We start from the raw sequence: 13,535 nt of genomic DNA, 5'->3' as shown, positions 1-13,535 counted from the left end.
CTTGTGGAAGGGCGCCGGCTGAATGATAAAGAGAGATGACCAGATCGACTTGCCGTGATGCCCCGTGACCGATGACCCCAAAAGCCAGCGCGGCTACCGCGTTGCCAATACCTTCGTGCCGGCACGGCCGCTCGAGCCGGCACTTTATCTCGTTGCGACCCCGATCGGCAATCTCGGCGACATAACTCTGCGGGCGCTGGAAACGCTCTCCGGCGCAGATGTTCTCGCCTGTGAGGATACCCGCGTCACACGCGTGCTTCTGGACCGCTACGGCATCGTCAACCGCCCTTATGCCTACCACGAACACAATGCCGATGAAGCGGGCCCGCGGCTTCTGGCCGCCCTGGAGCAAGGCAAGTCTGTGGCGCTTGTCTCGGATGCCGGCACGCCGCTCGTATCCGATCCCGGTTATCGGCTGGGGCAGATGGCGCTGGAAGCCGGCCACAAGGTGGTGCCGATCCCCGGGGCCTCGGCGCCGCTCGCAGCCCTTGTCGGATCCGGCATGCCGTCCGATGCCTTCATGTTTGCGGGTTTCCTGCCGGCGAAGGACAAGGGCCGCCGCGACCGGCTGGCCGAACTCGCCAAGGTGCCGGCGACGCTGATCTTCTTTGAGTCTCCGCATCGGATCGGCGCAACCGTGACGGCGGCAGCCGAGGTGTTGGGCGGAACCCGCCGCGCCGTGGTCTGCCGGGAACTGACGAAGACGTTCGAAGAATTCCGGCGCGGCACGCTGGAGGAACTTGCCGCCTTTTATGACGAGCAGAAAACGGTGAAGGGCGAGATCGTGCTGCTCATCGCGCCACCGGAAGCGGAAGAAGCGCCGGGCGCGCTGGAGGTGGATGCCATGCTGCGGCAGTTGGCAAGCCAGATGCCGGCATCCAAGGCTGCGGCCGAGGCGGCGCGCGCAACGGGGCTGGCGAAGAAGGATCTTTACCAGCGGCTTCTCGATCTGAAGGGTGAAGCGGGTGAGGGGGCCTGAGGCCCGCCCGCCCCAGGCAACGGAAAAGCGGCAGCGCGCCGAGCGCCGTGGCCATTTCGCAGAATATCTCGCCGCCGCCTGGCTGATGGCCAAGGGCTATCGGGTGCTCGCCATGCGCTATCGCACCAGGCGCGGTGAAATCGACCTGATCATCAGGAAGGGTGACCTTATTGCTTTCGTCGAGGTCAAGGCCCGCAAGCACGAGGGGGCGGCACTCGATGCCGTCTCCTATGGTGCGCAGCACCGCATCCGGGCGGCAAGCGAGGTCTGGCTTTCCAGGCGCCGGGACGGCGGGCGCCTGTCGTACCGCTACGATGTGGTCGCAGTGCTGCCGGGCCGTCTGCCTCGGCATTTTCCCGACGCCTTCTAGGCTGCCTCGGTCACGGAGGTCTCGCAGCCTGTTTGGGTTGCCTTTGGTGGCGGCTCATCCTACATCAGGCGAGCCAAATTCAGGGGGCTCATGTCATGGCGAAAATCCGCAAGGTCGCATTCCAGATGGACCACATCTCCGGCATCAAGATTGCCGGTGACTCCACCTTCGCCATGGCGCTCGAGGCGCAGTCGCGCGGCTACGAGCTGTTCCACTACACGCCGGACCGGCTGACCATGCGCGACGGCAAGATATTCGCGGCGCTTGAGCCGCTGCAGGTTCGCGACATCAAGGGTGACCACTTCACGCTCGGCGAAAAGGAGCGCGTTGATCTGTCGACCATGGACGTGGTGCATCTGCGCCAGGATCCGCCCTTCGACATGGGCTACATCACCTCGACGCATCTGCTGGAGCGCATCCACCCGAAGACACTGGTGGTGAACGACCCCGCCTGGGTGCGCAATTCACCGGAAAAGATCTTCGTGACCGAGTTCGCGGACCTGATGCCGCCGACATTGATCTCGCGCGATGCCGCCGAGATTGCCCGTTTCCGCCATGAACTCGGTGACATCATCCTGAAGCCGCTCTACGGCAACGGTGGGGCCGGCGTGTTCCATTCCGCCCGTGATGACCGCAACTTCACCTCGCTGCTTGAGATGTTTGCGCAGATGTATCGCGGCGAACCCTATATCGCGCAGGCCTATCTCCCGGCGGTGCGCCAGGGCGACAAGCGCATCCTGCTTGTCGACGGCGAGCCGGTGGGCGCGATCAACCGAGTGCCGGCCGAAACCGACAGCCGCTCCAACATGCATGTCGGCGGGCGCGCCGAGCCGACCGAACTCACGACGCGCGAAAAGGAAATCTGCGCCCGGATCGGGCCGGCACTGCGCGAGCGCGGCTTCATCTTCGTCGGCATAGACGTGATCGGAGACTACATGACGGAGATCAACGTCACCTCTCCGACCGGCATTCGTGAAGTGAAGAAGTTCGGCGGTGCCGACGTGGCCAGCCTGCTCTGGGACGCGATCGACGCCAAGCGCGCCGGCTGACGCGTTCGCACCTGTTCTCCGGTTGCAACCGGCTGCGCGTTTTGCGTGCAAAATCGTGGCCGATGTTCATGCAATGTTCTTGAACTGGAAGTTCTTCTGTGCCAGATTGTCGTCGCTGGCACGGAAAGCGACCCACGCCGACGTTCCGGACATGATGTTTGGGAGCGGGAAGCATGGTAGCGCGTGTGAGCACGGTGGCATTCCAGGGCATTGAGGGCGTTCCCGTCGATGTCCAGGTCATGGTCGGGCCCGGCAAGATGGGCATGCATATCGTGGGCCTGCCGGACAAGGCGGTGGCGGAAAGCCGCGAGCGGGTCCAGGCGGCCCTTCATGCCTCGGGGCTTGCGATGCCGCCCAAGAAGGTCACCGTCAATCTCGCGCCCGCAGATCTGCCGAAAGAGGGCTCGCACTTCGACTTCCCCATCGCGCTTGGTTTGATGGCGGCGCTCGGTGCCATACCGGGTGATGCCGTTGCCGATTATGTCGTTTTGGGCGAGCTGAACCTTGATGGCACGCTGGCACCTGTGGCGGGCGCCTTGCCGGCGGCGATCGGCGCCAACGCGCTGGGCAAGGGCCTGATCTGCCCGGCCGACAGCGGGGCGGAAGCCGCCTGGGCGGGAGCCGATATCGACATCATCGCGCCGCGCAGCCTGATTGCGCTCGCCAACCATTTTCGCGGCACCCAGGTCATCTCGCGGCCACAGCCCGCGGTACGCGCCCTGCCGTCCAACCTGCCGGACCTCGTGGATATCAAGGGACAGGAAAGCGCCAAGCGGGCGCTGGAAGTCGCGGCGGCTGGTGGGCACAACCTGTTGATGGTCGGGCCTCCAGGGTCAGGGAAATCCATGCTCGCGGCGCGCCTGCCGTCGATCCTGCCGCCGCTTTCGGCCTCCGAGCTTCTCGAGGTGTCGATGATCCACTCGATCGCTGGTCAGCTCTCGGGCGGCAAGCTGTCGGATCGCCGCCCCTACCGTACGCCGCATCATTCGGCGACCATGGCGGCGCTGATCGGCGGCGGGCTGCGTGCAAAGCCGGGCGAGACCTCGCTTGCCCATCACGGCGTGTTGTTTCTCGACGAGTTCCCCGAGTTCTCGCCGCAGGTGCTCGACGCGCTGCGCCAGCCGCTGGAAAGCGGCGAATGCATCATTGCCCGCGCCAACCACCGCGTCACCTATCCGGCCAACATCCAACTCGTCGCAGCCATGAACCCCTGCAAATGCGGCATGGCAGGCGAACCGGGCCATAGCTGTGCACGCGGGCCAAGATGCGCTGCCGACTACCAGGCGCGCATATCCGGTCCGCTGATGGATCGCATCGACATCCGCATCGATGTGCCGGCGGTTTCGGCGGCCGATCTCATTCGGCCGGCGCCTGCGGAGCGAAGTGCGGATGTGGCGCGTCGGGTTGCGGCGGCACGCGAGCGGCAAAGGGAGCGGTTCGAGAATGCGGGCGCCCTGGGCGTATCAACGAACGCGCGGTGCTCGACAGCGCTGATCGAAACGATCGCCGAGCCGGATGCGGGCGGGCTGCAGTTGCTGCGTGATGCAGCAGAAAAGATGAAGTTTTCGGCCCGCGGCTATCATCGGGTGCTGAAGGTGGCGCGCACGCTTGCCGACCTTGATGATCGTGACACCGTCGGCCGCATCCACATCGCCGAGGCCATTTCCTACCGGATGGCAGGGGAGCGGCTCGCCATGGCGACGGCGTGAGGAGGCCCGGCATCGCGGGCCTCGCATCGCGGTAAGTGCGGACATGATCCTCGGGAAGGATCATGTCCGCCAGTAGGCGAGATTAGTTGCCGAGGCCTTCGAAGAGCGCCGTCGACAGGTAACGTTCGGCGAAGGAGGGGATGATCACGACAATGTTCTTGCCGGCATTTTCCTCGCGGCTGCCGACGCGGATTGCCGCCGCCAGCGCGGCCCCGGAAGAAATGCCGACCGGCACGCCTTCGAGCTTGGCAACGAGCCGCGCGGTTTCCATCGCGTCGGCGCTGTTGATGGTGACGACTTCGTCATAAACGTCCGTGTCGAGGATTTTCGGTGCGAAGCCGGCACCAATGCCCTGGATCTTGTGCGGACCCGGCTGGCCGCCTGACAGAACCGGGGACTCTTCCGGCTCGACGGCAATGACCTTCACGCCGGGCTTGCGGCTCTTGAGAACCTGGCCTGCGCCGGTGATCGTGCCGCCGGTGCCGATGCCGGAAACGAAGATGTCGACTTCGCCATTGGTGTCGTTCCAGATCTCCTCGGCCGTCGTCTTGCGGTGGATTTCCGGGTTGGCCGGGTTTTCGAATTGCTGCGGAATGATGGCGTCCGACAGACTTGCGGCGAGTTCTTCCGCCTTGGCGATGGCGCCCTTCATGCCTTTGGGGCCTTCGGTCAGCACCAGTTCCGCACCGAGAAGCGCCAGCATCTTGCGGCGCTCGATCGACATGGTCTCCGGCATGGTGAGGATGAGCTTGTAGCCCTTGGCGGCAGCGGCAAAGGCGAGCGCGATGCCGGTGTTGCCCGAGGTCGGCTCAACGAGCGTTGTCTTGCCGGGGGTGATCTTGCCCTGTGCTTCGAGGCTCTCGATCATCGCAACGCCGATACGATCCTTCACCGAGGCGATCGGGTTGAAGAACTCGAGCTTGGCGAGCAGGTTCGCCTTCACGCCCTTTTCGCGCGCCAGCTTGTCCAGCCGCACGATCGGCGTATCGCCAATGGCTTCGGTGATGGAGGAATAGATTTTGCCGCGGCCCGGCTTCCGGCTGTCTGTCATGCTGATCTCCATTTGTTTGGAGAGGAAACTAGGGCGAGTTGGCCTCGAATGCCAGCAAAGCGCGCGCACGCGCCTGCTCAATTACGCAAATTTGTTCCCGCTCACGCCAGATCCGGAAAACAGACTGCTCTCAAATGCCGGTTGAGCCAAATCCTCCTGCTCCGCGGGCGGTGGTTCCGGCCTCGGAGACCTCGGCGACCTGGACCTGCGTCACCGGTGCCACGACCAACTGGGCAATGCGCATGCCGCGGGTCACTATGAAGTCTTCATCACCAAGGTTGACCAAGAGCACCTTCACTTCGCCGCGGTAATCACTGTCGATCGTGCCGGGGGTGTTGAGGCAGGTGATCCCATGCTTGAAGGCAAGGCCGGAGCGCGGGCGCACCTGCATCTCAAAACCTTGCGGGATTTCGAAGATGAAGCCGGTGGGCACGAGCGCCCGCTTGCCCGGCGCGAGCGTCAGCGGTGCATCGGCCTCGACGGCGGCGCGAATATCCATGCCGGCGGCACCCGCGGTCTCGTAGGCTGGCAGGTCGAGCCCGGCGCCATTCGGCAGGCGGACGAGATTGAGCAAAGGGCCGAGAACGTCGGGCATGCGGTATCCTTCTTTTGCGGCGGTTGATTGCATATTGGCCCTTGAGTCGCTAGATACGCGGCAACTCAAAGGACGCTTTACATATGCCCGAAACGATTGCCGAGGCGGTCTCCCGCCGTCGCACATTCGCGATTATCGCCCACCCGGACGCTGGTAAGACGACGCTCACCGAAAAGCTGCTTCTGTTCGGCGGCGCCATCCAGCTTGCGGGCGAAGTGAAGGCGAAGAAGGACCGCATCCAGACGCGCTCCGACTGGATGAAGATCGAGCGCGAGCGTGGCATCTCGGTGGTCACCTCTGTGATGACCTTCGAATACGAAGGCAATGTGTTCAACATCCTGGATACGCCCGGCCACGAAGACTTCGCCGACGACACCTACCGCACGCTGACCGCCGTTGATGCTGCCGTCATGGTGATCGACGCCGCCAAGGGTATCGAGCCGCGCACGCTGAAGCTCTTCGAAGTGTGCCGCATGCGCGACATCCCGATCATCACCTTCGTCAACAAGATGGACCGCGAAAGCCGGGACCCCTTCGAGATCCTCGATGAGGTCGAGGAAAAGCTGGCGCTCGATTGCGCGCCGGTGACCTGGCCGATCGGTCGCTCGAAGACCTTCTGCGGCTCTTATCATCTGGCTGACAACGCGGTGCGCGGCTCCGATACGGAAGTGCAGCGGACGAAGGTCAACGGCCCACAGTCGGTTGCCGACCGTCTGCCTGAGAACGAGCGCGACAGCTTTGTCGAGGAAACCGAGCTGGCGATCGAGGCCTGCAAGCCGTTCGACAAGCAGGCTTTCCTGGAAGGCCACCTGACGCCGGTCTTCTTCGGCTCGGCGCTCCGTAACTTCGGCGTTCGTGACCTGATCGAGGCGCTGGGTGAATTTGCTCCGCCGCCGCGCGACCAAGTGGCGGATGTGCGCAAGGTGCATGCCGACGAAGAAAAGATGACGGCCTTCGTCTTCAAGATCCAGGCCAACATGGACCCCAACCACCGCGACCGCATCGCGTTCGCGCGCATCTGTTCCGGCAAGCTGGAACGCGGCATGAAGGCGCGGCTCGCGCGCACCGGAAAGCTGTTGGGTCTGACGGCACCGCAGTTCTTCTTCGCCTCCCAGCGGCAGCTTGCCGATACGGCTTATGCGGGCGATGTGGTCGGCATCCCGAACCATGGCACGCTGCGCATCGGCGACACGCTGACGGAAGGTGAGGCGCTGGTGTTCCAGGGTGTGCCGAACTTCTCGCCGGAAATCCTTCGCCGCGTGCGGCTCGAAGATGCCATGAAGGCGAAGAAGCTGAAGGAAGCCCTGCAGCAGATGGCGGAAGAGGGCGTTGTCCAGCTCTTTTCGCCGGAAGACGGCTCGCCGGCCATCGTCGGGGTCGTTGGTGCGCTGCAGCTCGACGTGCTGAAGGAGCGCCTGTCGGCGGAATATACGCTGCCGGTCTCGTTTGAAATGTCGCGTTTCTCGGTCTGCCGCTGGATCTCGTCCGACAATCCTGCCGATCTTGAAAAATTCCTGACGGTAAAGCGTGGCGATATCGCCCGCGACCTCGATGGTGATCCCGTCTTCCTGGCGCAGGATGCCTTCTCGCTGCGTTATGAGGCTGAGCGCTATCCGGCGATCAAGATGGTCGCGATCAAGGAATATCACGTCGCCAAGGCGGCGTGACCTGCGGTTATTTCTGCGGCTAGTCGAGCTTCAGCTGTGACCGGCCGCTCGTCAGGTCGGTAATCATCGTCGAGACGGTTTCGACGTCCGCTTCCGCGAGGCGGATGATGAGCTCGGCGCCGGTGCCTCCAAACCGCTCGTCCGTGATGGACAGGTCAGGGTGGGACTGGAGGCGCGCCTTCACCCGGGCAAGGTCGGAGAACTCCAGGTGGACGGCACCTTCGACCGTAGGCCTGACCTCCGCCAGTTGCGCGCCCTTGAGGCACTGACCGGCAGTCCCGCCATAGGCCCGCACGAGGCCGCCGCTGCCAAGCAGGATGCCGCCGAACCAGCGGGTCACGATCACCACGACCTTGTCGATGTTCTGGCCGTTGATGGCGGCCAGGATCGGCTTGCCGGCCGTGCCGCTCGGCTCCCCGTCATCGGAAAAGCGATAGGCCTGGCCGATCCGCCATGCCCAGCAATTGTGGTTCGCGTCCGCATGCGACTGCGCGGCAATGGCGGCTTTGGCCTCCTCCTCGCTTGCGACGGGTAGCGCGGTGGCAAGAAACCGGCTCTTCTTGACGACCTGCTCGAAGGTTGCAGGCTGCTGCAGTTCAAGCATGGCGGATCGAGGCGAACAGCATCATCAGGCGAATTTGACGGCCGTGGTGTTGGAGCCGCAAACCAGCACGCAAACCCGTTCATCGGGCGCCGGCACATATTTACCGGACAGGAGAGCCGCAAACGCCGCCGCGCCGCCGGGTTCCGCAACAAGCCGCGCGCCGGACCAGAGTGCCTTCTGCGCGTGGAGAATATCCTGGTCCGACACCAGTACGGGTGGCTCGACGAACTGCTTGGCCACGGGGAACATCAACTGTCCGACCTGTTTTGGCGCAAGCGAGTCCGCTGCGATGCCGCCAGCGGGAGCATCCACCGGCTTGCCGGCCTTGAACGCCTCGTAAAGGGTGGGCGCGCCATCGGATTCCACCGCCACGATCTTCACGCGTCCGCGCAGCCAGGAGGCAATGCCGCCGATCAGGCCGCCACCGCCAACCGCCACCAGCAGCGTCGTCATCTCCGGCAGGTCTTCTTCGATCTCCTTGCCGAGCGTTCCCTGGCCGATCAGCGTTTCGGGCTGGTCATAGGCGTGGATGGGCAAGGCACCGCTTTCCGCGGCGAACCGTTCACTGGCGGCCAGCGCGTCGGCATAACGGTCGCCGCCAACAACGAGGTCGGCGCCGTAGGAGCGGATGAGGTCGATCTTGGCCTGCGAAGAAACGCTCGGCACGAAGATGTGCGCCGGCACACCGCGTTCACGCGCGGCATAAGCCACGGCCGCGCCGTGGTTGCCGCCCGATGCAGCGACCACGCCGGCGTCCGGCAGTTCCTGGGACAACAAGCTTGCAAACGCGCCGCGCACCTTGAACGAGCCGGAATGCTGCACCAGTTCGAGCTTCAGGTCGACCGAACGCGCCTTGGCGCCAAAATCCTTCAGGTTGACGCGCATGACTGGCGTGTGGCGAATGAACGGCCGGATCAGCTTTTCGGTCTCGGCGATACGTTCGGGTGTGACGGCAGACAGATCGGACATGCGGACCCTCTTGATGGTGAGGCATGTTGCCTAACGCGGAAGCGGGTTTCTGGAAAGCCCTGAAGCTCGCCGATCAGGCCGATCAGGCCGAAGCGAGATCTTTCAGGAAGTCGTCGCACCAGCGGTTGATGTCGTAGACCTTCAGGTGCTCCATCATCTTTTCCCAACGCTGCTTGCGCTCGTCGAGCGACATGGTCAGGCCGCGTGCGATCGCATGCGCAGTGCCTTCGATATCATAAGGATTGACCAGCAGGGCGCCGGTCAGTTCACGTGCAGCCCCGGCAAAGCGGGAAAGAACGAGCACGCCGGGATCTTCCGGATCCTGTGCGGCGAGATATTCCTTGGCAACGAGATTCATGCCGTCACGCAGCGGCGTCACGAGCCCGATTCTCGCAAGGCGATAGAGCCCTGCCAGCACCGGCCGCGCCACCGACCGGTTGACATAACGGATCGGCACCCAGTCCACGGTGCCGACCGAGCCGTTCACGCGTCCCGCCTGTTCGGCGACCGTACGCTGCATCTGCTCGTATTCGGGCACTTCCGATCGCGATTTCGGGGTGATCTGCAGATAGGTGACCTTGTTCTGGTAGGCCGGGTTGAGCGTGATGAACTTGTCGAAAGCATCGATGCGCTGGGTAATGCCCTTGGAATAGTCCAGCCGGTCGACGCCAATGATCAGGTCGCGGCCTTCGACGCTCTGGCGGGCCTTGCGCACGATTGCGTTGTTGTAGGCCTTCTTGGCGAATCTGGCGAATTCCTCGGTTTCGATGGCGATTGAATAATAACCGCCCTTGAAGGTTCGGCCGTAGGTTGAGAACTTGTTGCCTTCCAGTCGCTCCCCAATGCCTTCGCGCACCAGCCCGCCACCGAAATTGTCGAGGTCGTGCTCGGTCTGGAAGCCGACGAGATCGTATTGCGAAAGGCCACGCATGATCTGTTCGTGGACCGGCATGGCAAACAGCACGTCGGCCGGCGGCCAGGGGATATGAAGGAAGAAGCCGATCTTGTTCTTCAGCCCCATCTCGCGCAGTTCCGCGGCAAGCGGGATCAGGTGGTAGTCATGCACCCAGATGACGTCATCTTCCTTGATGAGCGGCGCAAGCCGCTGGGCAAAGAAGCGGTTGACTCGGAAATAACCGGCCATCTCCTTGCGGCCGTATTCAGCAAGGTCGAGGCGGTAATGGCAGATCGGCCAGAGCACCCGGTTGGCGAAGCCGTGGTAATATTCCTCGACATCGGTCTTGGTGAGGTCAGTCAGCGCATAGGTGATGTTGCCATGCGTGCGCATGTCGAGTGGCTGCGGCTCTTTCGAACCGCTGGACTTGCCCGACCAGCCCATCCAGATGCCGCCGCGCTCTTCAAGTGCCGCCTGCAGGGCAACGGCGAGGCCGCCCGCCGGGGCGTCGCCACTTTTTTGCGGCAGGGTGACGCGGTTCGAAACGACCACAAGACGGCTCACGGTGGTTCCTTTCACTCAGGCCGAACGGTTTCGGCAGCAAATCGATGGATGAGAGAGCGTAGATAAGAAGCGGAAGGCAGGGTGGATTGTGCCACCGTTTCGGCAGGTGTCTCGGAGATACGGATCGAATGGCCGCCAAGCTCGTTCACGACACGGAACATCGCTTCGTCGGTCACGTCATCGCCGATGGCGATGGGCTTGCGGTCCTGGAACGGCGCCTCGTTCAGATAGGCCATGAGCGCGTGACCCTTGCTGGCGCGCGCGGGGCGGATCTCCACGACCATCTTGCCGTGCTGCAGGGTGAAGTCTTCGCCCGCCATATCGAGGTAACGTTCCATGGCCGCTTCCACCACCTCGCGCTGCTCGGGCGCGCGACGGTAATGCGCGGCAACAGCCGCTCCCTTGTTCTCGATCAGCACGCCCGGCCATTGCTGGGCCTCGCGGGCCAGCGCGGCCTTCAGCGTTTCGAACTCGGCGCCAACTTCCACACGGGTTGTCATGCCGGTCGCATCGCGGCGTTCGGACCCGTGCAATCCGGCGATCGGAAAGACATAAGGTTGGAAAAGCTCGTCGGCGAAGGGCAGGGCGCGGCCGGTGACCAGCGCCAGCGCGCCACCAAGCCTGGCGGAAAGGCGGTGAAGGTCAGCCGGCAGCCCAGCCGGCACGACAATGCTTTCGGGCGTTTCGGCAAGGTCGATCAGTGTGCCATCGATGTCGAGAAAAAGAGCCCATTGCGAAGGATCCTGCATGAGCTCTTCGAGAACCTGGTCGCCCGCAGATCCGGCGCCTTCGGTTGGAGGATTCGCGTGTTCCTGACGAGACATGTTCCCCAATCTAGGATTCATATGTCGTTCGACAAGCGCACAAGGCAACAGACTGTCGCAAAATTTGAACCGCGCCGACCTCGATTCATGCCATGAAGGGCCCGGATTTACGGGTCGTTAACCATAATTCGCGACCCTCAGGTCATTGCAGGACGAGCCGCGTCTGCGGCAACCGGGAGAGCTGGAATCCATGTGCCGTTGGGCAGCTTATCGTGGCGAACCTCTTTATCTGGAGGAGCTTGTATCTTCGCCGGCTCATTCGCTGATCGAACAGTCCCACTGCGCCACCCGCGCCAAGACCGCCACCAACGGCGACGGTTTCGGCATCGCCTGGTATGGCGAAAGGCCGGAGCCCGGCCGCTACCGGGACATCCTGCCCGCCTGGTCGGATTGCAACCTGAAGAGCCTTGCCCGGCAGATCCGTTCGCCGCTTTTCCTGGCGCATGTCCGGGCAGCGACGAATGGCGGCACGCGCCGCGACAACTGCCACCCCTTCGTGCATGGGACCTGGTCCTTCATGCATAACGGCCAGATCTCCGGCTTCGAGGCGATTCGCCGGCCGATGGAGGCTCTGCTCTCCGACGAACTGTTTCATGCCCGCACCGGCACCACCGATTCCGAGCTGCTGTTCCTGCTGGCGCTCCAGTTCGGCATGGATGCCGATCCGTTCGGCGCGATGGAGAAGGCGATCGCCACGGTGGAGGAATTGTCGCACCAGAAACAGGGCGAGGCATTGGTGCGGTTTACCGCCGCCTTCTCCGACGGCAAGCAGCTTTACGCTGTGCGCTACGCAACCGACCACAAGCCGCCGACGCTGTACGCCGCGCCGATGGGCGGCCGCACCGGCTATTGCCTCGTGTCAGAGCCGCTGAACGATGACGTCGATACCTGGGTGGAGATCCCGGATGGCAGCGCCGTGAAGGTCTGCGCCGAGGGGATGCAGGCGTCCATCTTCCAGCCGCAATCCTTGCCGCAGGCTGCCTGAGCTAGCCGACGAGCTTCTGAGCGATCAGCGCCGCCAGGCGCTCCGCCACCTCGTCCTTGTCGAGATCCGGCCACTCATCGACACCCCCGCCGCTGATGATCTTCACCCGGTTGCGGGTGCCGCCCATCACACCCGTTTCGGGCGATACATCGTTTGCGACGATCATGTCGGCGCCCTTGCGCTCCAGCTTCGAGCTTCCGTTGGCGACCACGTCCTGTGTTTCGGCGGCGAAACCAACGACGATCCTCGGGCGGTTCTCGTGATGGCCGACCGTCTTCAGGATGTCCGGGTTTTCAGCAAGCTGCAGCGGCGGCGGGGCCTCGCCCGGCTGTTTCTTGATCTTGTGGCCAGCCGAAGATGCGACGCGCCAGTCGGCAACGGCGGCCACCATCACGGCGATATCCGCGGGCAGGCGGGAGACCACGGCATCCCGCATCTCCTCGGCCCGCTCCACATGCACCGTCGACACGCCCTGCGGGTCAGGAATGGTCACGGGCCCGGAAACAAGCGTGACCTCGGCGCCAAGCCGCGCGAGTGCCGCGGCGATGGCATGACCCTGGCGGCCGGAGGAGCGGTTGGCGATGTAGCGCACGGGATCGATCGGCTCATGTGTTGGCCCGGAGGTGACGATCGCGGTCTTGCCGGCAAGAGGCCTGTCGCCGGGAGCAAGCAGGGCCGTGATCGCCTTGACGATCTCCAGCGGCTCGGCCATGCGCCCGACGCCCGCTTCATTGCGCTCGGCCATTTCGCCGGCCATTGGCCCAATGAAATGGATGCCGTCCGCCTTCAGCGTCGCGACATTGCGCCTCGTCGGCGGCGCTTCCCACATCTTCGGGTTCATCGCCGGCGCAATCAAGACCGGCCGGTCCGTGGCAAGCAGGACGGCGCTTGCCAGATCGTCGGCGAGCCCATTCGCCATCTTTGCCATCAGGTCGGCGCTGGCAGGCGCGACCACGACGAGATCCGTGTCCCGCGCCAGCCGGATATGGCCGACATCCTGCTCGTCTTCGCGCGAAAAAAGGTCGGTATAGACATGGCTTGCGGAAAGCGCACCGACGGCGAGCGGCGTGATGAACTCCTGCGCCGCCTTCGTCATCACCGGCCGCACCAGCGCGCCGCGCTCGCGAAGCCGCCGGATCAGGTCGAGGCTCTTGTAGGCGGCGATACCGCCCGAGATGATCAGAAGAATGCGCTTGTTTGAGAGTTCCATATCCGGACCTGCGATAACTGTGGCCGGAAGCTAAGCCATCGGGGGGAGATGTTCAATCGCGAGC

The 13,535-nt window shown here is 63.7% G+C and carries 13 protein-coding genes; 6 read left to right on the top strand and 7 right to left on the bottom strand.

The genetic code is table 11. The annotated features are described in order from the left end of the window. Positions 1-64 precede the first annotated feature (64 nt). The 4 genes from rsmI (at position 65) to M0654_RS10325 (ending at position 4,107) form a co-directional block, all read left to right on the top strand. Complete coding sequence (gene rsmI / locus M0654_RS10340) at positions 65-979, top strand: 16S rRNA (cytidine(1402)-2'-O)-methyltransferase (protein ID WP_248683017.1); 915 nt, start codon at positions 65-67, stop codon at positions 977-979. Next, on the top strand, positions 966-1,349 hold the full coding sequence (locus M0654_RS10335) for a YraN family protein (protein ID WP_248683016.1): 384 nt from the start codon (positions 966-968) through the stop codon (positions 1,347-1,349). Before rsmI ends, M0654_RS10335 begins: the two co-directional genes overlap by 14 nt. 95 nt (positions 1,350-1,444) lie before the next feature. Then, a complete protein-coding gene (gshB, locus tag M0654_RS10330) occupies positions 1,445-2,398 on the top strand; it encodes a glutathione synthase (protein WP_248683015.1) in 954 nt (317 codons plus the stop codon). Positions 2,399-2,571: 173 nt separating this feature from the next. After that, entirely contained in the window at positions 2,572-4,107 is a 1,536-nt protein-coding gene (locus M0654_RS10325) for a YifB family Mg chelatase-like AAA ATPase (protein WP_248683014.1), read from the top strand. An 82-nt stretch (positions 4,108-4,189) separates the two neighbouring features. Here the strand turns inward: M0654_RS10325 and cysK are convergent, their stop codons facing one another. Beyond that, positions 4,190-5,158: a cysteine synthase A gene (gene cysK / locus M0654_RS10320; RefSeq protein ID WP_248683013.1), complete on the bottom strand. Its 969-nt coding sequence runs from the start codon at positions 5,156-5,158 to the stop codon at positions 4,190-4,192. A gap of 130 nt (positions 5,159-5,288) precedes the next feature. Further along, positions 5,289-5,753: a dUTP diphosphatase gene (gene dut, locus M0654_RS10315; RefSeq protein ID WP_248683012.1), complete on the bottom strand. Its 465-nt coding sequence runs from the start codon at positions 5,751-5,753 to the stop codon at positions 5,289-5,291. 83 nt (positions 5,754-5,836) lie between these two features. Between dut and M0654_RS10310 the strand changes: the two genes are divergently transcribed. Further along, positions 5,837-7,420 carry a peptide chain release factor 3 gene (locus M0654_RS10310; RefSeq protein ID WP_248683011.1) on the top strand — a complete coding sequence of 528 codons (1,584 nt, stop codon included), beginning with the start codon at positions 5,837-5,839 and terminating at the stop codon, positions 7,418-7,420. Between the two features lie 19 nt (positions 7,421-7,439). On the opposite strand, the gene M0654_RS10305 is transcribed toward M0654_RS10310, so the two are convergent. The 4 genes from M0654_RS10305 to otsB form a co-directional block, all read right to left on the bottom strand. Next, entirely contained in the window at positions 7,440-8,024 is a 585-nt protein-coding gene (locus M0654_RS10305; protein ID WP_248683010.1) for an IMPACT family protein, read from the bottom strand. 24 nt (positions 8,025-8,048) lie between these two features. After that, positions 8,049-8,993 (bottom strand): threonine/serine dehydratase, encoded by a 945-nt coding sequence (locus M0654_RS10300; RefSeq protein ID WP_248683009.1) that lies wholly within the window; start codon positions 8,991-8,993, stop codon positions 8,049-8,051. Between the two features lie 82 nt (positions 8,994-9,075). Beyond that, entirely contained in the window at positions 9,076-10,452 is a 1,377-nt protein-coding gene (gene otsA / locus M0654_RS10295) for an alpha,alpha-trehalose-phosphate synthase (UDP-forming) (protein ID WP_248683008.1), read from the bottom strand. 11 nt (positions 10,453-10,463) lie between these two features. Then, positions 10,464-11,276: a trehalose-phosphatase gene (gene otsB / locus M0654_RS10290; RefSeq protein ID WP_390919947.1), complete on the bottom strand. Its 813-nt coding sequence runs from the start codon at positions 11,274-11,276 to the stop codon at positions 10,464-10,466. 190 nt (positions 11,277-11,466) lie between these two features. Between otsB and M0654_RS10285 the strand changes: the two genes are divergently transcribed. Further along, positions 11,467-12,261, top strand: coding sequence for a class II glutamine amidotransferase (locus tag M0654_RS10285; protein ID WP_248683007.1), 795 nt, complete (start codon positions 11,467-11,469; stop codon positions 12,259-12,261). A gap of 1 nt (position 12,262) precedes the next feature. Here the strand turns inward: M0654_RS10285 and coaBC are convergent, their stop codons facing one another. Further along, complete coding sequence (gene coaBC / locus M0654_RS10280; RefSeq protein WP_248683006.1) at positions 12,263-13,471, bottom strand: bifunctional phosphopantothenoylcysteine decarboxylase/phosphopantothenate--cysteine ligase CoaBC; 1,209 nt, start codon at positions 13,469-13,471, stop codon at positions 12,263-12,265. Between the last annotated feature and the right edge of the window lie 64 nt (positions 13,472-13,535).

The organism is Neorhizobium turbinariae, from assembly GCF_023223505.1.
Lineage (GTDB): Bacteria > Pseudomonadota > Alphaproteobacteria > Rhizobiales > Rhizobiaceae > Neorhizobium > Neorhizobium turbinariae.
Note: the sequence above shows the minus strand (reverse complement) of the source record. Positions and strands in the feature narration are given on the sequence as shown.